General features: G+C 68.9%; 21 protein-coding genes. 10 read left to right on the forward strand and 11 right to left on the reverse strand.

Features of this window, described 5'->3' with window-relative positions; all coding sequences use genetic code 11:
- Positions 1–264: 264 nt before the first annotated feature.
- The 8 genes from ACSNN8_RS13380 to ACSNN8_RS13415 form a co-directional block, all read right to left on the reverse strand.
- A complete protein-coding gene (locus tag ACSNN8_RS13380; RefSeq protein ID WP_436649201.1) occupies positions 265–1,536 on the reverse strand; it encodes an HEXXH motif domain-containing protein in 1,272 nt (423 codons plus the stop codon).
- Positions 1,533–2,768: an FxsB family cyclophane-forming radical SAM/SPASM peptide maturase gene (locus ACSNN8_RS13385; protein ID WP_436649203.1), complete on the reverse strand. Its 1,236-nt coding sequence runs from the start codon at positions 2,766–2,768 to the stop codon at positions 1,533–1,535. Before ACSNN8_RS13385 ends, ACSNN8_RS13380 begins: the two co-directional genes overlap by 4 nt.
- Positions 2,768–2,965 (reverse strand): hypothetical protein, encoded by a 198-nt coding sequence (locus ACSNN8_RS13390; RefSeq protein WP_436649205.1) that lies wholly within the window; start codon positions 2,963–2,965, stop codon positions 2,768–2,770. Before ACSNN8_RS13390 ends, ACSNN8_RS13385 begins: the two co-directional genes overlap by 1 nt.
- A gap of 136 nt (positions 2,966–3,101) precedes the next feature.
- Complete coding sequence (gene fxsT / locus ACSNN8_RS13395; protein WP_436649207.1) at positions 3,102–5,984, reverse strand: FxSxx-COOH system tetratricopeptide repeat protein; 2,883 nt, start codon at positions 5,982–5,984, stop codon at positions 3,102–3,104.
- Between the two features lie 143 nt (positions 5,985–6,127).
- Positions 6,128–6,325 carry a hypothetical protein gene (locus tag ACSNN8_RS13400; protein WP_436649208.1) on the reverse strand — a complete coding sequence of 66 codons (198 nt, stop codon included), beginning with the start codon at positions 6,323–6,325 and terminating at the stop codon, positions 6,128–6,130.
- 164 nt (positions 6,326–6,489) lie between these two features.
- Entirely contained in the window at positions 6,490–7,050 is a 561-nt protein-coding gene (locus ACSNN8_RS13405; protein ID WP_436649210.1) for an N-acetyltransferase family protein, read from the reverse strand.
- Between the two features lie 129 nt (positions 7,051–7,179).
- The gene (locus ACSNN8_RS13410) at positions 7,180–7,524 is read right to left on the reverse strand and encodes a hypothetical protein (RefSeq protein ID WP_436649212.1); all 345 of its coding nucleotides are present in this window, start codon (positions 7,522–7,524) and stop codon (positions 7,180–7,182) included.
- A gap of 492 nt (positions 7,525–8,016) precedes the next feature.
- Positions 8,017–8,634 (reverse strand): TetR/AcrR family transcriptional regulator, encoded by a 618-nt coding sequence (locus tag ACSNN8_RS13415; RefSeq protein ID WP_436649214.1) that lies wholly within the window; start codon positions 8,632–8,634, stop codon positions 8,017–8,019.
- An 81-nt stretch (positions 8,635–8,715) separates the two neighbouring features.
- On the opposite strand from ACSNN8_RS13415, the gene ACSNN8_RS13420 reads away from it, so the two are divergent.
- On the forward strand, positions 8,716–9,177 hold the full coding sequence (locus ACSNN8_RS13420; RefSeq protein ID WP_436649216.1) for an SRPBCC family protein: 462 nt from the start codon (positions 8,716–8,718) through the stop codon (positions 9,175–9,177).
- A 110-nt stretch (positions 9,178–9,287) separates the two neighbouring features.
- Positions 9,288–10,166 (forward strand): alpha/beta fold hydrolase, encoded by an 879-nt coding sequence (locus ACSNN8_RS13425; RefSeq protein ID WP_436649218.1) that lies wholly within the window; start codon positions 9,288–9,290, stop codon positions 10,164–10,166.
- Positions 10,167–10,195: 29 nt separating this feature from the next.
- Here the strand turns inward: ACSNN8_RS13425 and ACSNN8_RS13430 are convergent, their stop codons facing one another.
- A complete protein-coding gene (locus tag ACSNN8_RS13430; protein WP_436649220.1) occupies positions 10,196–10,939 on the reverse strand; it encodes a TetR/AcrR family transcriptional regulator in 744 nt (247 codons plus the stop codon).
- Between the two features lie 187 nt (positions 10,940–11,126).
- On the opposite strand from ACSNN8_RS13430, the gene ACSNN8_RS13435 reads away from it, so the two are divergent.
- The 6 genes from ACSNN8_RS13435 to ACSNN8_RS13460 all read left to right on the forward strand — a co-directional run bounded on the left by ACSNN8_RS13435 (position 11,127) and on the right by ACSNN8_RS13460 (position 14,791).
- The gene (locus ACSNN8_RS13435; protein WP_436649222.1) at positions 11,127–11,720 is read left to right on the forward strand and encodes a flavodoxin family protein; all 594 of its coding nucleotides are present in this window, start codon (positions 11,127–11,129) and stop codon (positions 11,718–11,720) included.
- 129 nt (positions 11,721–11,849) lie between these two features.
- Positions 11,850–12,443 (forward strand): TetR family transcriptional regulator, encoded by a 594-nt coding sequence (locus ACSNN8_RS13440; RefSeq protein ID WP_436649224.1) that lies wholly within the window; start codon positions 11,850–11,852, stop codon positions 12,441–12,443.
- Positions 12,444–12,587: 144 nt separating this feature from the next.
- Positions 12,588–13,364 (forward strand): SDR family oxidoreductase, encoded by a 777-nt coding sequence (locus ACSNN8_RS13445; protein WP_436649226.1) that lies wholly within the window; start codon positions 12,588–12,590, stop codon positions 13,362–13,364.
- 68 nt (positions 13,365–13,432) lie between these two features.
- A complete protein-coding gene (locus tag ACSNN8_RS13450; protein ID WP_436649228.1) occupies positions 13,433–13,867 on the forward strand; it encodes a nitroreductase/quinone reductase family protein in 435 nt (144 codons plus the stop codon).
- Positions 13,868–14,085: 218 nt separating this feature from the next.
- Positions 14,086–14,277 (forward strand): hypothetical protein, encoded by a 192-nt coding sequence (locus ACSNN8_RS13455; protein ID WP_436649229.1) that lies wholly within the window; start codon positions 14,086–14,088, stop codon positions 14,275–14,277.
- Positions 14,278–14,290: 13 nt separating this feature from the next.
- Positions 14,291–14,791, forward strand: coding sequence for a cupin domain-containing protein (locus tag ACSNN8_RS13460; protein ID WP_436649230.1), 501 nt, complete (start codon positions 14,291–14,293; stop codon positions 14,789–14,791).
- Positions 14,792–14,831: 40 nt separating this feature from the next.
- Here ACSNN8_RS13460 and ACSNN8_RS13465 read toward each other — a convergent pair whose 3' ends face one another.
- Positions 14,832–15,434, reverse strand: coding sequence for a TetR/AcrR family transcriptional regulator (locus ACSNN8_RS13465; protein ID WP_436649231.1), 603 nt, complete (start codon positions 15,432–15,434; stop codon positions 14,832–14,834).
- 127 nt (positions 15,435–15,561) lie between these two features.
- Here ACSNN8_RS13465 and ACSNN8_RS13470 point away from each other — a divergent pair, with 127 nt between their 5' ends.
- Positions 15,562–16,494 (forward strand): alpha/beta hydrolase family protein, encoded by a 933-nt coding sequence (locus ACSNN8_RS13470; RefSeq protein WP_436649233.1) that lies wholly within the window; start codon positions 15,562–15,564, stop codon positions 16,492–16,494.
- A gap of 209 nt (positions 16,495–16,703) precedes the next feature.
- Complete coding sequence (locus ACSNN8_RS13475; protein WP_436649235.1) at positions 16,704–17,462, forward strand: aminoglycoside phosphotransferase; 759 nt, start codon at positions 16,704–16,706, stop codon at positions 17,460–17,462.
- 368 nt (positions 17,463–17,830) lie between these two features.
- Here the strand turns inward: ACSNN8_RS13475 and ACSNN8_RS13480 are convergent, their stop codons facing one another.
- A complete protein-coding gene (locus ACSNN8_RS13480; RefSeq protein WP_436649236.1) occupies positions 17,831–18,610 on the reverse strand; it encodes a transposase family protein in 780 nt (259 codons plus the stop codon).
- Positions 18,611–18,628 lie beyond the last annotated feature (18 nt).

The raw sequence follows: 18,628 nt of genomic DNA on the forward strand, positions 1-18,628 counted from the left end.
AGCCTGCAACACGCGTCCTCCGGCCGCGAACCGGAGTCCTAAGCATCCGCTCATGCCGCTGACAAGACGTGCCCTGTCTCAGGCGCCCGTCACCGTGCGTGAACGGCAAGGTCGGCCGACGACGGGTGAGCGGATATCGCTGGGGGTGGGGCTCAGACCCGCGAACATCGATGTAGGGGAGATCTCGGTGGTGCCGAAACTCAGCGACATGTGGGACCCGAACTCGCGAACAAAAGCGCGTACCAGCGGTCTGACCCCTGACGGTCAGGCTCCGTTGTGCTCGCGCCAGGCGGTGAAGGTGCGGGCCAGGGAGGCCCGGGCCTCGCGGTCGACCTCGGGGGCCAGCGGCTCGGCGAGCAGCTCGTCGGCCGAGCGGCGCAGCACGGCGATGAACGACTCGCCCTCGGGGGTCAGGGCGCCCGACTCCTCGATGGCGGTGAGGCCCCGGTCGACCTGCAGGCGCGCCTCGGCGAAGCGGGCCGTCGCGACGCCGACCGCGCCGCGCAGGGCGCGCCAGGTGTCGGCTACGCCGACGAAGGCGTACACGCCCTGCAGCAGGCCGGCGAGCGGCCGCGGGTCGGTGCGCCACGGGGCGAAGTAGCGGCGGTCGTCGGCCGGGTCGGTGAGCCGGGCGAGGTCGAGCAGCGCGCTCAGCTTCGAATGCTGGAACTCGTGCACGAGCGTGACGGCGAAGTCGTGCGGGGTCGCCGGACGGGTCAGGCCGAACACCCCGAAGGCGTGGCGCAGGGTGGCGCTGCGTGCCGAGCCGTCGTCGGAGTGCGCCAGCGGCACGAGCGTCTCGAGGCCGGCAACCAGCTCGACGGCCCGCTGCGGCAGGTGCACGGCGAGCAGCTCCCAGGCCTGCTCGAACAGCGTCTGCCACCGGTCCACCTCGGCGGCGGGCAGGCGGTTGGCGGGCGGCACGTGGTAGCCGTGCCGGTAGGGGTGCAGGTCGTCCAGCCCCAGCCGGATCGACAGGCCGGCGGACGAGGCGGTCAGGGAGCGCACGGGCAGCCACGCGGGCGTCTGCTCCGCGGGAGGCACCTCGAGGACGCCGGTGCCGGTCGTGACCAGCAGCCGGCCGCCGGTGGAGGTCGCCGTCACCGAGGCGGCGCCCGGCGCGAGGAGCACGGCGCCCAGCCCGGGCAGCACGGCGCGGCCGTCGTGGACGGGGATCCGGACGGAACCGTCGACGCCCGCGGCGGCCGCGGCCACGATGGCGACGGCGGCCAGGTGGTCGCGGTCGGCGTCGGCGAGCACGTCCTGGGTCGCGGCGCGGCCGGCGATCGCGGTCCAGCCGCCCACCAGGGGGCCGCCGACGATCGCGCGGAAGCGGTCGGGCGCCGCCACGCGGGAGCGCTCGAGCAGGTCGCCCAGCGCGGCCCCGCCGTCGGGGAACTGGTCGAGCACGAAGCGGATCAGCAGCAGGTGCTTGCTGACCTGAGCGTCCTGCAGCTCGCGGATCGCCTCGGCGCCGCCGTAGCCGGTGGCGAGCCGGTCGAACGTCGCGCGGCTGAGCTGGTGGACGTCGATCATGGCCGGCTCCCGGTGAGCGAGAAGAGGTCCGCGGCGATGCGGTCGTAGACGTGGCGGATGAACACCCGCAGATCCGCGCAGTGCACGGACGGCGCGCGGAACCCCACGTCACGCCGGTAGCGGTGGGCGTAGTGGCCGCCCCCGCAGAAGGCGACGGCCGGGCACGTCAGGCACTCGTCGCAGAGCGCGGCCAGGCCGATCTGACGGGCCACGATGCCGGGATGCTCCAGGGCGGCGTCGAAGTCGTCGCGCAGCACGCTCAGCCCGGTGGCGCAGGCGCCCTGGTAGGCGCTCTTCAACGCGTCCACCTGCTCGATCGCGCCGTCCGACTCGACGACCAGCACGCCGGACGGGCTGAGCCCCACCTGTTCGCTGCGGCTGGCGCCGCCCAGCACCAGGCTCATCGTGTCGTCGAAGAGCCGGATCCGCACGGGCGACCGGTCGGCGTACCACCGGTCGAAGAAGGCGATGAGCCAATCGGCGTACGGCGTGGCGATCCCCGCGGGGCGTGCGGGCGGCTGCTCCCAGTTCGCGTGCGGGAGCAGCAGGTCGACGGCAGGCGGGTCGAAGCTCAGCAGCTGCTCGTAGCAGGCGATCGGGTCGGTGTCCGCGGCGACCGTGCACAGCAGCCCGGCGTACGCCCCCCGGTTCTCCGGCCGGCGCAACAGCTCGAGGCCCCGGGCCACCGCGGCGAAGCTACCCCGCCCGTTCGGCATGCGGCGGTGCCGGTCGTGGTCGGCCTGCCTGCCGTCGACGCTCACCCCGGCGCTGATGCCGTGCTCGACCAGCGTCGCGACCGTGGCCTCGGTCAGCAGGACGCCGTTGGTCTGCATGCCGAACTCGACCGTGCACCCCGCCGGGAAGACCGCGCGCGCCGCCGTGACCAGCTCGGCCAGCCGGGCAGCGCCGTAGAGCAGCGGCTCGCCGCCGTGCAGCACGATGCGCACGCGGGTGAGCCCGTGGCGCCGCGCGTGCTCGGCGAACCGGGCCAGGGCCGCGTCGCGCACCTCGTCGGGCATGGTGCGCGGTCGTTCCCGCCAGCTCTGGTCGGCGTGCTCGTAGACGTAGCAGTAGTCGCAGGCCAGGTTGCACCGCTGATGGATCTTGAGAACAAGCTCGCGGAACGGGACCGGCCGGTGGCCCGCGGCCCGCAGCCCGGCGACGTCGAGATCCACGTACGGCCAGGGGGCCGCCCGTACGTGTGCCGCCCTGACGTCGTCGGCGAGGGTCATCAGGACCCGGAGACGAACGACCCGAACGAGCTGATCACGCCGTCGCGGTCGTGCAGGCTGCGCAGCACCCGGCGCAACGCCTGGTCGACGAGCGGGGAGCCCTCGGCGATCGGGCGGTCGAGCGGAACCTGCGAGAGGTCGACGAGCGGGGCCCACGCCTCGCCTGGGGATGCTTCGTGGATCGATTCAACCTTCACTTTGACCTCCCCCGGGCCGCACCCGACCGGGAGCGGGGCCTGAACAACGACGTGGACGCAGGAAACCCACGTTAGGGGCAGAGTCAACAGCTCGTACCGGGAGCCACCCAGGGCTTGACAAAATTTGTCGCGCGGGTCAGGCCGACGGGACCTCGATGTCGACGACGGCCCGGGACCCGTCCGCCACCTGCGTCACCAGGCTGTGCCCCGGGCCGAAGCGCCGGCGCAGCGCGGCCAGCACCTCGTCGAGGCTGGGCGCGGTGTCGTCCTCCTCGTTGCGCGCGGCCCGGTCGGCGGCGAACCCGGCGGCCGCCAGCAGCGTGTCGAGGTGGTCCGGGCCGAACACCTCACGCGCCAGCGCGTACGCCCGGCTCGACCACGACCACGCCGACACGGGGTCGACCATAGCCACGGCGGTCGCCCTGTTGATCATGGCGAGCACGGTGAACGGGTGCCGTTCGCCGAACTGCCCGGCCAGCTCGTCGTACGCCTCGTCGAGCAGCACCTCCGCCTCGTCGACCTGCCCCTGGGCCAGGTGCACCGCGGCGGTGTTGACCTGCGCCGCCCGGACGAGCGGGTTGCGCTCGTCGAGGGCCGCGGCGTAGCCCTTGACTGCCTGCAGGCAGTAGTGCAGCGCGGTGTCGTACTGGCCGAGCGCCCGCAGCGCGTTGCCGTAGCTCATGCAGACCGCCAGCGTGAGCTCCCGGCGCGCGCCCGGCTGGTTGAGGCAGGCGTGGTAGCAGACGCCGAGCTGTTCGACGGCCGGCACCAGCTGGCCCAGCCGGCGGAACGCGACGCCCGTCATGCGCCGTGCCCGCTGCAGCTCCCGCCCGTTGGCCGACTCCACCAGCGGGGCCAGCAGGTCCACCACCTCCTCGTGGCGCCCGAGCCCGTACAGGTCCTCGGCCAGCGCGTTGGCGAGCCGGGACCGGCGGCGGTCGTCGCCGCTGCGGTCGCCGCTCAGCCGGTCGAGGTCGGCCCGGTCGGCGTCCGCGGCCTCCCGATATCTGCCCAGGAAGCGCCGGCTGACCGAGAGGTTGTAGCGGCTGGCGAGCAGCCGCAGGTCATCCTCGGCGGCGAACACCCGGGCGTGCCGCGCGTGGGTGAGCTCGTCGAGCTCGTACGCCTCCCGGTAGCGGCCCATGAGGCGCAGGTCGTGGCCGCGGCTGCGGGCGAGGTCGAGCGCGATCACGTGGTCGGGCAGGTAGGCCGGGTCCTCGTCGATCGACGCCATCGCCTCCCCGGTCAGCCGGTACGCCTCGGGATACCGGCCGTCGGCGCGCAGCGCGTTGGCCAGATCGCGCCGGATCTGCAGCACGAGCTCGTCGGTCGGCGCCAGCATCTTCTGCCGTCGTAGCGCCTCCTCCGCGTCGCTGCCGAGCCGCTGCGCCGAGCGCAGGTCTCCGGCCAGGAACAGGAAGCGGATCTGGTGGTGCAGGGTCCGGTACGCCGACGGACGCAACGACTCGACAAGCGCGGCGGGCTGCAGGTGGGGCGTGATCGCGCGGTGCCGCGCCGCGGTCTTGCGGTCCTCGGGGTGCGCGGGGTCCGCCCGGATGAGGATCTGCACGACGTCGCGCCGGTTCACCTCGCCCCACGAGCCGGGCACCAGCTCGCGCAGCACCAGCCGCACGATTGCCGGGATCGCGACCCAGTCCGCCTCGCCGCGGGCGAAGCCGATGCTGACCAGCGTGTAGAGCGTCCGCTTGAGCGCGCTCGCGTCGCTGAGGACGTGCCGGGCGGCCGCCGAGACGTCGGTGTCCGCGCCCGCCTGCAGCATCCAGAGCCAGACCGGGCTGGGCCCGAAGCCGAGCAGCAGGGTGAGCAGCGGCAGCAGTTCGGGCTCGGCGGAGAGCCGGCCGCGCAGGATCGACCGCACCTGCTCGATCTCGTCCCGCGCCGGGCGCCGGGGATCGGTGAGCACCCGGCTGCCCGGGGCGGCGAGGCGGTCGGCCACGTCCTCCCACGAGGTCGCGCGCTCCTCGTAGAGCCGGCAGGCCTCCACGAGGCCGAGCGGGGAGCGCCCGGTCACGGCCGTCACGTGCGAGATCTGCGACCGGGTCATGTGCGCGTCCTGCTTGCGCAGCAGCTGCGCCGCCTCGCCCTCGTCGAGGTCGGGCACCTCGAACCGGTCGTGCAGGCTCTCGTGGGCCCACCCGGTGTTGCGCGTCGTCACGAGCACCGTGCCGCCCCGCATGCGGATCAGCGCGCGGATGTCGCCGCTCACCACGCCGTCGAAGACCAGCAGGTACGGTCCCGACCGGGCGAGCGCGACGAGCAGCTCGTCGAACGGGCGTTGCCCGGCGACGCCGAGCCGGTCGGCGAGCCGCAGCAGCGAGTCGCGTGCCGCCTCGAGGCTGCCGGCCCGCACCCACCAGGTGATCGCGTAGTCGTCGCGGTGCTGGCGGACGTACTCGGCGGCGAGCTGCGTCTTTCCCGCGCCGATCGGGCCGTGGAGCACCAGCGGCGTCTCGGGCGAGCGGCGCAGCCGGTCCTCGATCTCGTCGAGCACGTGCTCGCGTCCGGTGAACAACGCCGCGCGGGCCGGCAGCTCCCCGTGCACGCGGATCCGGGCGACCGGCCCGGGTGGGCGAAAGGGCGGAGGCAGCTCGGCGGACGGCGGCCGGCCCACGAGCTGCGGGCGCGGCGCCCGCTCGTCCACGCTCTCGGGCAGGGAGGTCGCGCGGATCCACGTCGCATTGAGTTCGACGAGCTTCTGCCGTACGTCGACGTCCTGCTCCGACATGCTGCAGAGCGCCACGATGATCGACTTCAGTTTGGCCCAGCTGGGCACCGATTTGGCGCGCAGAACGGAATTGATCGTCTCGTGCGAAACCGTTTCGAGATCGGCCCGCTCGTCGTTGTTGCGCAGACCCGCGATGCGCAACATGGTGATGCGTTTGCTGATGATCCGGGTCGCCGGCTTGCCCGCCCGGCCGTAAAGATCGTGCAGGTGCACCACGAGGTCGCGTCGGGGGCCCGCCGGCGCCGCGTCCGGGCCTGGCAATGCGATGGGCACGCCGCACGCTCCGAACCGCGTCGCAGATCCACAATGTCAGACCACTAAGGATTCCATGCGGGCACGGCTCGAACAACGACAGATCGTGTCAGGCCGTGTCCGACAGGAACGGCCTTTTGTCATTCTGTTTCCGCGCGCGACCATTACGCCCGGTGCCACTCCCCGGTGCCGGGCTCGCGCTCGGCGACGGGCTCGAGCGAGGCGTCCTGCACGATGGTGTCACCCCCTGTCTCGTACGTGCCCTCGCCGCCCACCTCCGGGTGGGCCATGCGCAGGTGGCCGTCCATCTCGGCGTCGGGCACGTCCCGGCTTCCGGGCGGGCACAGGTTGCAGGTCGCCATCGTCGTCGCCTCTTCCGTCGGCCCGTGGTCGTAAGCCCCAGCTTGCCGCCCCGGCGCGGCGTGCGCACCGGCACGTCCGCCTCGCCGGCGCTCCGGGTCCAACAGTACGAGCCGTGAGCTTGACAGCGCGTAGCCGGTCCATCAGGGCTGCGATGCGCCGTCGCTCACAGCCGCGTTTGCTCGTCGCCGACCCTTTGACCAGTTGGCAGCGGCAGTTCGCAGAGCAGCAGATCCATTGATGGCCCCCAGGACAGCTTCGTCTCGCCGACCTCGATCCAGCCGGCCCGTCGGTAGATGCCCCGCGCGGCTGAACGCGGATCAGATGCCAACGTGGCGAAACGCTCAGGACGGTGCTCAAGCAGTTGACGGATCAAAATCTTGCCGATGCCCTCGCCGCGACGCTGAGGTGTCACGATCCATTCCATGACGGCGAACTTCGCAACCCCAAAGATCTCGGCAGGGGCCGGTCGGCTCGCGTTGGACCACCACGTTCCAGCAGACATGGTCCACCCGTAGGAGGCTCCGATCAGCGTGTCGCCCTCCCTGGCGGTGATCAGCGTGAAACCGGGACGCGCTGATTCCTCGAAGATGCCAGCACGGAATCGATCGACCTGCTCCGGACCCTCGTTGTACGGCGGTTCGGCGTAGACGACTGCGTAAAGATCGACCAACGGCGCCGCGGCAGTCCGTGAAATGGGACCCTCATGCCGCGCGTGGGTGATCACAGCAGAATGCTAGGCGACGACGCGTTCGCGCCGACGGTGCGCGGATGGGGCGGTCCGGCGACACCGTGGCAGGTATCCCCTGGTGATGGCTGAGTTCAACGTCCTGACCATCCCCGCTTGTCGGTTGGGCTACTTGTCGCAATCGGCGTGGCGACCGTACTGAAGGGCCTTTTCCTGCGCGACGCGACGAGGTCGGAAAGCGGCCAGCGCAAGGGCGAGCAGGCCCGCAGGAATGAGAGCGAACCACAGAACGGCTTGCTCATCGAGGAGGCCCATCTGCTCGGAAGCCTCAACCACCCCGCCGGTCAGCAACGCCACCCCGAGCAGCAGGCAGAACTTCACCGCATCAGATTGCTTGCGCGAAGCTCGCCGACCGCTTCCCAGCACAAGACGACGACCGGGTAGCAGCGCCCACAGCCCGAGACCGCTGAAGAACAGACCAAGCGCCATCAGGACGACGTAGACGGTGCCCATGGTTTCGAAGACTACGACGGGCGTCGGCGGAACTTCATCCACCGTCAAGTGGTGCAGTTTCGCCGGTTGGCCCTTCGCGTCGAGCTGTCAGCCTCGATCGAGCGCAGCCGCGGCGGTCGCCTTGTGAGCGTGTTGTTACGGGCCTCGCCGTTCACGAACCGGCCTGCTGTCGTCATCGTGGGCGTAGCTGATGTCGATGTCAGGCAGCTCGTTCTGGAGATCGTAGGCCAGCTGGTTCACGCTCCCCACGACCTGCCCCCGTTCGCATCGATCACCCCGTGCCACCGACGCCGGATACGCCGTCCATCCCGCGTTACGCCCCCGCCGCTGGACGGAGCGCGGGAGCTCGGCGTGGCCAGCCAAGCGGCCGACTTGCCACAGGACGCCGGCAAGGGGCCCCGCTGGGAGCATGTCCGGGGCGACCTCGCGCAACGCGCGGATATGCGAGTGCGCCAGGCCGGGAGGTGTGAGCCGTGAATCGTATTTCCGGCCTTAGGCCGGTGTGGTGAGAGGTGTCGCCAGGCCTGAGCCTGCGCGCGCGAGCATGGCGCGTACGGCGGCAATCCGTTCGGTGACCGGTTGATCGGGCTGCCAGTAGTGGACGGCCGTGCCGAGCGCGGCGACGGCGACATTGATGATCAGCATGATCTCCGGCTCGGCGAGGTGCGGGTGCCGCTCCCGTGCCCAGTCGCGCAGGTCGGCCACGAGTCGTTCGGTCATCGGTCGGCCGGAGCGGGACAGCGTGGGCGAGCCTGCCTTGAGACGCAGATGCACGACGATCTGTGCCTCGAACTCGTCGAGATACCCCAGGATGATCTCCGTCAGGGACTCCCACAGTGGCTCCCCGTCCGGCCGCTGCTGCATCAGGCGGCGCTGGAACTCCTTCTCGTGGGGGCCGTAGGTGACGACCAACTCCTCCTTGTTGTCGAAGTAGTTGAAGAACGTCCCACGGGCGACGTTCGCCGCAGCGGCGATCTGGTCGACGCTGACGGCGTCGAACCCGTGCTCCTCGAACAGGGACAGCGCCGCGGCGTGAATGGCCAGCCAGGTCTGCTCCCTCTTGCGAACACGCAGTCCCGCCGCGCGCGGGCCGCCGGTGTCGGTAGACATGGAGCTAGTCTATTCACCATCCCGCTCGCTTGTACTCAAGCCAATATTGAACCTAGTACAACATTCCTCTAGGCTGCCGTCATGCGAACGATCGAAGCGGTAATCGACATCGCGGCCACGCCCCAGCAGGTCTGGGACGTACTGATCGACTTCCCGGCGTATCCGCAGTGGACCATGTACATCCAGCAGCTCGAAGGCCGACCTGAGGCCGGGAACCGGATCAAGGTGGTCTTGGGGCCGCCGGACCGGCGGCCGTACGTGGTCCACACGCCGGTCCTCGAAGCCACGCCCGGCGTGCGGCTGGCATGGGCTGCGGTCATTCCCGGCGCGGGCTGGCTACCGCACGCCATCTACACCGGCGCGCACGAATTCTTGCTGACCGCCCTTGCCGACGGCACGACCCGGCTCACCCACCGCGAACACTTCAGCGGGTTGATCGCCCGGCTCACCAAAGAAGGACCGCGCGGAGGCGACGAGGGTTTTGACGCCTTCAACAAAGCCCTCCAGGGCCGGGTCGAATCCCTGACAGCCGATCGGCACTGAGTTCTCAGCCTCGATCCCACCCGTACGGGCACGTCAGCTCCACCGAGACGGCCGGGAGAGTCCGTCACATCTCACACCGCAGCCACCTCCCGATCTGCAAGGAGTCAGCCATGGATCACCGGATCCCTCACGACCCAGTCGGTGCGAAGCCGTCGGCCGGCACCTCCCTGCTGGCCGTCAACGGTGGCCGCATCGCGTATGGAGTAGCCGGCCGCGGACCGCTGGTCGTTCTTGCCCACGGTATGGGTCACAGCCGTGAGGCGTACCGCTTCGTGACGCCGCGTCTGATCGCCGCCGGATACCGGGTGGCCACGCCGGACCTGCGCGGTTGCGGTGAGTCGAGCGCGCAGTGGCCTTCCTACACGCGTACCGACATCGCCGCTGACCTGCTCGCGCTGGTCCGGCACCTGGGCGGCCCGGCCGTCCTGGTCGGTCACTCCATCTCCGGCGGCGCGGGCACGATCGCAGCCGCTCGAGAACCCGGCCTGATCGCTGGCCTCGTCGAAATTGCCCCTTTCACCCGCGCCCAAGCCATCAGGCTCGGCGATATGCGCGTCAAGTCGTACCGCAGGGGTGCCTATCACTTGACAGGGGCGATGTTCGGCAGCGTGTCTCATTGGCTCGGATACCTGGAGCACGCCTATCCCGGCACCAAGCCAGCCGACTGGAACCAACGACAGAAACACATCGAGGCCAATCTCCGTGAGCCCGGCCGCATGAAAGCACTCACGTCGATGCTCAGGTCCTCACCGGCCGACGCTGGAGCTCAGCTCGGCAACGTGCGCTGCCCCACTTTGATCATCGAGGGTTCGCTTGACCCCGACTGGGCCGACCCGCATGCCGAAGGCCAGGCGGTGGTCGCGGCACTACCTGCGGGCGTGGGCGAGCTCCAGATGATCGAGGGCGCCGGCCACTACCCTCACGACCAGTTCCCGGAACAGACCGCAGCGCTGGTGCTGTCGTTCTTGCGGGCGAATATCAACGCTTGAGTCCGCCGGCGCTTAGGTCTGCGGCTCGGTCATCTGGCCAGGGTGCCGATCCACTCTCTGAGCAGCGCGGCCTCGGCCGGGCTGAATCCGGCTCCCACCACGGGATCGCCGCCACGGCCGTCACCGAGCGCTGCCAGCAGGGCCAGAGCCCGCCCGGCGATGGTCGTCTCGTCACCGGCCGGTCCGGGATCGCTGACGATCGAGGCGATCACCGTGTCGCACAGGCCGGCCAGCAAGGCCGGGTCACGTTCACCCTCGGGTTGCGACAGGAGCAGCAGCACGGCGCCGGTCGTGGATGCCTCGATGTGCCGGGCGGCGGTCTCGACCGGGACGCGTAGCCGACCCTGCTGGCGGGCCCGCTCGAGCAGGTGGCGAAGGATCTGCCCGTTCTCCTGCGCGGCGGCCGGGCGCCGGCCGGGGCGCAGGTTGCCGTACATCAACGCGTAGAACGCCGGGTTCCGCAGCCCGAACTCGACGTGGATGTCCCACCCGCGGCGGATGTCGGCGATCGCGTCCGCGCTGGGTTCCAGGGCCCGCTTCTCGGCCAGGTAGCTCTCGAAGACGTAGCTGGCCAGCGCGTCGAGCAAGCCGTCCTTGTCGCCGAAGAGGCGGTACAACGCCGGCGTCTGCACCCCGGCCGCGGTGGCGACCGCCCGGGTCGAGATGGCGGCGGGGCCTTGCTCCTGAAGCAGGTGCGCGGCGGACTCCAGGATGCGCGCGCTTTGCCCGCCGCGGTCGGCGGTGAGGGTGGTCTCGGGTCTGACAGCTGGCATGTGTCGATGGTAACGCCATTTCGTTGACGTTGACATTGACGCTGTCAACGTCATAACGTTTCCATCGTCAACAGGTGGCCAGGCTTGAACCCATCGCCGTCCAGGTAGCCGGCGACCGGTACCCGGACATGACCGAGACCTCGTCCGCGCGCGAAAGCCGCTGAACCAGAACACGAACGGAACATTCATGCCCCAGATCTCCGTCGCCATCGCCTACACCTCCGGCTATGGCCACACCCGCGAATTCGCCAACAGCGTTGCCGAAGGTGCCCGTTCGGTGGCCGAGACGAGCGTCGACCTCGTCGACGTCGCCACCATCACCGACGCCGGCTGGAGCACACTCGGCAACGCCGACGCCATCATCTTCGGCACCCCGACCTACATGGGCAGCGCGTCAGGCGCCTTCCACGCTTTCGCCGAGGCCTCCTCCAAGACCTGGATGCAGCGATCCTGGCAGGACAAACTCGCCGCCGGATTCACCAACTCCGGATCAATGAGCGGTGACAAGCTGCACACCTTGCAATACCTGTCGCTGCTCGCCGCGCAGCACGGCATGCATTGGATCAGCCTCGGCCTTCTGCCCGGCTGGAACACCACGACCGCGAGCGAGCACGACGACAACCGCCTCGGCTTCTATCTGGGAGCAGGCGCCCAGTCCTGGAACGACCAGGGCCCCGACGCTGCGCACAAAGCCGACCTGAACACCGCCCGCCACCTTGGCCGGCGTGTTGCCACAGTGGGCCATACCTTCGCCGCAGGAAACTTCGTTGCGACGGCCTGACGACGACGGAGCCGCCCTTGCCCGATCGTCGAAGCAACCCATCCGGGAGACCCGGGCGAGCCGCCGAGGGTGACGTCCTGCCGATGATCCGGAGACGCTCGTGATACCTACCAGTTGGTAAGGTAAGTCATGGCGACACGACTGCAGGCCAAGGGGGCGGACACCCGCCGACGAATTCTCGACGCGGCGACGGAAGAATTCGCCGCCTACGGCATCGCCGGCGCCCGGGTCGACCGCATCGTTGCCGTGGCCCGTACCAACAAGGCGCAGATGTACAGCTATTTCGGCAACAAGGACCAGTTGTTCGACGTCGTCTTCAACCTTCATGTCGACCGGATCGTCAATGCCGTACCCGTTGACGGGGCCGACCTCCCGGGCTACGCGGTTCGCCTCTACGACGCCTATTTGGAGCATCCGGAGCTGGTGCGCCTGGTGACATGGGCGCGGCTGGAGCGCAACCCGACCGGCGACCTGTTCGGCGACGGCCGGGATCATGACGCTGGGAAGCTGGCCAACATCGAGAAGGCTCAGCAGGCCGGGCTCGTCACTGACGGTATGGCGCCAGTAGATGTGCTCGCGTTGGTGACTGCCATGTCGATGACCTGGTCGCCGGCCAGTGCGCTGATCGCCGCAGGTCCGGACGACACCGAAGAGCTGCATGACCGGCGTCGGCGGGCGCTGGCGGAGGCGGTTCGCCGAGCCTTTGAGCCCGTCCGCCATTAGGAGTCAGGGCGGCTGCGGTGGTCCTGGTGCCGGTGCCGGTGGTGGCAGTGATAGGGCGCGAGTAAATACCTACTAGTTGGTTGCAGTCGGCTCGGCATGGTGTTAGCGTCGAGCTACCAACTAGTAGGTATTACTGGAGGATTCATGTCTCTGACCGTTCTCATCACCGGGGCCGGCAGTGGATTCGGCAGGCTGACGGCCTTCGACCTGGCGCGCGCCGGTCATCGGGTCATCGCCGGCGTGCAGATCTGGCCCCAGGCCTGGGAGCTGCGCCAAGCCGCCGAGCGCGAGGGCCTGCAGCTCGAGGTCATCAAGCTCGACCTGCTCAACGAGATCGACGTGGCCCACGCGCTGACCTACGAGATCGACGTGCTGTTCAACAACGCCGGTGTGGCGCACAGCGGCACGTTGACGGACATCCCGATGTCGCTGGTACGTGCGAACTTCGAGACCAATGTGTTTGCCGCGCTGGAGCTCACGAAGCGCTTCCTGCCGGCGATGGTCGCCCGGGGAAGTGGCAGGGTCGTCTTCAACTCGTCCGACGCCGGACTGCAGACGCCGCCTTTCGGGGGCGCCTACAGCGCCACGAAGTATGCGATCGAGGCGATCGCCGCCACCATGCGTGAAGAACTGAAGCCCAAGGGCATCGCGGTGGCCACCGTCCAGCCCGGCTTCTACCTGACCGGCTTCAACGACACCGCGCTGGAGGCATCGACCTACTGGTACGACCCGGAGAAAGCGCTGCTGCCGGGCTGGGAGCCGCCGTACACCCTGCAGGGTCAGGAAGATCCGCAGGTCATGGTGGATGTCATCGTCACGGTGCTGACCGGAGAGAACCCGAAGTACCGCAACGTCTACCCGCCGGCGATGGAAAAAGAGGTTCGCGAGGCCCAGGAAGCCGAGTGGAACGTCACGGTCTGATGCACGCCGAGGTGGGCGTTCCTCGACGGCCTCGCCGGGGGAGGCCCACCCTGATCCCGGGAGACAGCATGAACGAGAAGGTTCGCCAGGCGCTGGCCATCACCCCGGCGTCGACGGCGAGGCAGCGGACAGTCGACGTCACCACCATCGGTCGACGATCAGGGCGACCGCACCGCTTCGAGACGTGGTTCTACCGCACCGATGACCGCATTTTCCTCAGTGGATTGCCCGGTCGTCGCGACTGGTACGCCAACGTGCAGGCGAATCCTCGCCTGATCTTCCACCTCAAACACGGTGTACGAGCGGACCTGCCGGCGTCGGCACGGATCGTCACCGATCCGGCCGAGCGGCGTCGCGCCTTCACACACTTCGTCGCGGACATGAACCAGCCACACAATCCCGCACGCATCGTTCAGCCGACCCATGTTGACGAGTGGATGGCGGGCAGTCCCCTCGTGGAAGTCCTCTTCGACGAAGGTCACGTCCACCGAAGTGGTGTGTGACCCGAACATTCCCGGCAATGAGAGGCCGGGGTATCGCAGATCCTTCGGACGGCCGCGCAGCGTCATCTCGGCGGTGATGACACTGCCGGCCACACGGCATCCGCGTCGCATCGGCGTACAGGGCTGGCATGCACTCATCCACGGATGAGTCATCCATGGATAAGTACGACCTTCATCCGCAGCTCCGATTCAGGCCATGCTGGGCCTGTCGAACAGGGATGCCTGCACCCAGCGACGAGGCTCGCGGCGACGCCGAGCAGCTGGCCCACCTCGTGTCGCTGGTCGACCGGGGCGAGCTGCGCGTCGAGATCGCCCGCCGGATGCAGCGGGTGGACCTACCCGTCCTGCACGCCGAAGCCGCCGCGGGCACGCTGCCCAGCGGAAAGATCATCATTACAACCAACGACTGAAGGAGATCGCACGATGATTCCCGACGACGATCCGACCCGCTCGCTGACCGTGGCGAACCCGGACGACCCGAGCACGACGTACGTCTCGCTGGTCGGCAACACCTACGCCATGCTCATCACCGGCGAGCAGACCGGCGGCCGCTACTGCCTGATCGACATGCGCGTGCCCGACGGCGGCGGCCCGCCCCCGCACCGGCACGACTTCGAGGAGATGTTCACGATCCTCGAAGGCGAGATCGAGTTCATGTTCCGCGGCGAGAAGCACACCGTACGGGCCGGGTCGACCATCAACATCCCGGCGAACGCGCCGCACAACTTCCGCAACGTCTCGGGCGCGCCGGCCCGCATGCTGTGCATGTGCACCCCGGCCGGCCAGGACGAGTACTTCCTGCGCATCGGCGACGTCATCGCCGGCAAAGACGCGCCGCCGCCGCAGCTGACCCCGGACGAGATGGCCGAGCGCCGCCGCCGCGCGGCCGAGCTCGCCGACACCTACCGCAGCGAGTTCCTGTAGGGGCCGGACGGATGGGCTGTGACTTCGGTGCACGCTGTAGCTAGGGCGCTTCGGAGGCGAGCACGCCCGTGATGAACAGCTGCACGAGTTGGGCGGCCTTGTAGCGCTGGTCGGCCGCCGCGCCGATGCAGAGGTTGCCGACGCCTTTGAGCACGTTGTACGCATCGGTGGGTAGGGCGCCGTGCTCTGTCGCCGCGCGGGCGGCGTCGAGGAGCGAACCACACACAGGGACGAGGCGGTCGACGAAGTAGGTGTGCAAGGCATCCGAACCCGAATGCTCGCCATGCAATGCGTCGGCCAGCCCGTGCTTGGTGACCAGAAAGTCCACGAACAGAGCCACCCACGCCCGCAACGCCGCCTCGGCGGTGGGACTCTCCGCCAGCAGCCGAGGGCCGGCATCCGCACACGCCTCGACCTGATGACGGTAGACCGCCACGACGAGTTCCGGGCGGGTCGGGAAGTGCCGGTAGATGGTCCCCATCCCGACCCCTGCCTTCGCCGCGATCTCGCGCACTGGGGCGTCGACGCCGGACGTGACGAATACGGCGGCCGCCGCGTCGAGGAGGGCTTGCTTGCTCCGCCGGGGACGGCCCATCTGCTTCGTTTGCGCAGCATATGGCTGCTCTTCTTCATGATCCACCATGTGACTCTCCCCATGTTGCCGCGCACTTACGTACCGGAGCATCGCTCCGTATATAGTTACGGAACGACGCTCCGAAACTTAGTATGAAGACGGAGCCCTCAGAAGGGAACATTCCATGGATTCATCAATGGTCGACGCTCTGGACGGCATCGTCGGCTCCGGCGTTCCGGTCGTCTCCGTTGCTCCGGTGGAGCTGTCCGCTCCGGGCCGCCCGGCGCCGCTGCAGGTGCGGGTCTCCGCCCCGGCGGTCGGCGCGAACCTGCCCATCGTGCTCTTCTCGCACGGCAACGGATGGCACCTGGACGGCTACGCGCCCCTCACGGCGTTCTGGGCCTCCCGCAGGTTCGTCGTGATCCAGCCGACGCACCTGGACTCGCGTCGCAACGGCTTCGGGTTCGACCACCCGGTGTTCCCGACCATCTGGACTGAACGAATCACCGACCTCAAGCGGATCCTCGACCAGCTCGACACCATCGAAGCCGCCGTGCCCGGCCTCGCCGGCCGGGTTGATCGCAGCCGCGTCGCAGCCACTGGTCATTCCTGGGGTGGCCAAACCGCCCAATCGCTGCTCGGCGCCCGGGTTCTCGACAGGGATGGCGAAGTCGGCGAGGACTTCTCCGACAGCCGCGTCACCGCCGGCATCCTGTTCGCCGCCACCGGTATGGGCGGTGAACACCTGCACCCCTTCGCGAAGGCGAACTTCCCGTTCATGTACCCCTCGTTCAAGGAGCTGACCGCACCGACGCTGGTCGTCGCCGGCGACCACGACCAGTCCAAGATGTCCAGCCGCGGACCCGACTGGTTCACCGACGCATACACGTACAGCCCAGGCGCCACCGACCTGGTCACCTTCCACGGCGCCGAACACTCGCTCGGCGGCATCGTTGGCTACGAGGTCGCGGAGACCACCGATGAAAGCCCGGAACGCGTCGCCGTCATCCAGCGCTTGAGCACCGCATACCTGCGCACCGCGCTCCACGTCGACGAAGGCAGTTGGAAGGCCGCCCGTGCCGCGTTCAGCGACGACACAGATCCGATCGGCCGCATCGACAGCAAGTAAGGCGCAACGACGAACCCCCGCCTGAGGAAGGCGGGGTTCTTGCCGGCTGATGGCCGATGCGTGAGCGGCATGATCCCTGGCGTGATGTTCGCGGCCAGTATGGGTCGCCCAAGCGACGGCGATGCCGAGTCCTGCTGCCCACCGAACCCCGGCGTCTGACAAGGGGAACTGACCTGATGCGCAGTGCTTGGACCGCGTTGCCCGAAGCCGTGACCAACGTGATTGCTGAGCGAGTCGGCGGCACCGACGTCACTCCGGCCTCGGGCGGCGACCACGCGGAGATCGCCGCCCGCGTGACCGGGATCCACGAGACGGTGTTCGTCAAGGCCGCCTCGAGCGATCTGGCAGTCCGGTCACTGCGCTACGAACTGCAGGCGAGTAGGGCCGTCACCGTGCCGTACTCGCCCGCGGTCGCGTGGGACTTCGAGACGGACGGCTGGCTGGTGGCCGCCTTCGAGTACTGCCCCGGCCCACACGCTGACCTGTCGCCAGGCAGCCCCGACCTTGGCCTGCTTCGCGCTGCCCTAAACCACCTTGGCGAGCTCCAAGCGCCGGGGCACGTGCCCTGGTTCAGCCCGGTGGCCCGGCTCGGGTTCACCGACCCGGCGATGGACGGCGACACGCTCGTGCACACCGACCTCAACCCTGCCAACCTGATCGTCACACCGGCCGGCCTACGCATCGTCGACTGGGCCTACACCACCAGAGCCGCCGCATGGCTCGAGCCGGCCCTGCTCGCCCCCTGGCTGATCGGCAGCGGCCACACCCCCGAACAAGCAGAGATTTGGCTCGCCCAAACACCGGCCTGGAGCACGACCACACCGGAAGTCCTTGATCGCTTCGCGTCGGCGAACGCCGCGAAGTGGGCGGCCAAGGCACAGCAGCTCACCGCCGCCTGGGTGCACGACCTCGCGGCATGGACCGGCCGCTGGGCAGCGCACCGCAGCACCAAGCCGGCGAGCCGTTGACGACGCCTGACGGTAACCATGCTGACCCCTCACGCTTCAGGTCAGACCCGCGAGCGGCGAGCCAGGCAGATCCATCTCTGACGGGAATGGGCATTGACCTGGGAGTCACACGTGCGCTCTGGGGTGCCCGACTGGTCCAGCCCAGCCTCCCGGGTACTCTAAGATCGCGGGCCGCTAGCTCAATGGCAGAGCTGAGGACTTTTAATCCACAGCAACGCTCCCTGACTTACTCAACGCAGGCCCTTTTAGCTGACAAAACTCCGTCGCTGTGTGTCGACTGTGGAACTTGGTCGCTCCTGTGCAGATCGCATGTTGCCTAAGCGATGTCTCGTAACTCGATACAGACGTTGCGGGTAACGGCTCTGGGGTCAGCCAGCCAGGGCGATGTTGTGGAGGTAAGCGATTCCGGCTGCGGTGACCGCGAGGGTCGAGCCGGCGCGGCGGTAGTCGCGCAGGATTTTGTAGGTCTTGAGGCGGGCCAGGGCGTGTTCGACTCGGGCGCGGAGTTTGCGGTGCCCGCTGTTGTAGTCCTGTTTCCAGGCTGCGAGTTGACTGCCGTCGCGGGGTTTGCGGTACGGGATGATCACTTGGGGGTTGCCGCGGTAGGCGCCGTCGGCCATCACCTCACGTCCGGCCAGTTGCTGGTTGATGCCGCTGCTGCGGTAGACGATGGTGTCGTTGCGTTTGCCGGGTTGCGGGTCGCCCAGGGCGATGATCATGCGGGTATCCGCGTCGATCGCGACTTGCAGGTTCGCCGAGTAGCGGTAGTTCTTGCTCTGCGCGGCGAGGCGGTGGTCGCGGGTTGGGATCAGGGTGCCGTCGACGATCGCGACCTGGCCTTTCAGTCGGCGGCGTGCCGGTGCCAGCGCGAGTAGCGGTCCGAGATTGTCGATGATCCGGTGAGCGGCGGAGTGCGAGACGCCGAACAGCGGGCCGATCTGGCGCATGGTCAGGTTCGTGCGCCAGTACACGGCCACCAGCAGAACCCGATCGGGCAGGGTGAGCGCCCACGGCCGTCCGGGCCTGCCGTCGGCGACGGCTACACCGCCACGCCGGGCGACCAAGCGCACCAGCCGGCGAAACTGGACCGGATGCAGACCGGTGAACGGGTGGATCAACTCCGGCCGGGAGCCTGACAACAACTGCACCCAACAATGATCGGCTAC

Source organism: Actinoplanes sp. URMC 104, from assembly GCF_051386375.1.
Taxonomy (GTDB): domain Bacteria; phylum Actinomycetota; class Actinomycetes; order Mycobacteriales; family Micromonosporaceae; genus Actinoplanes.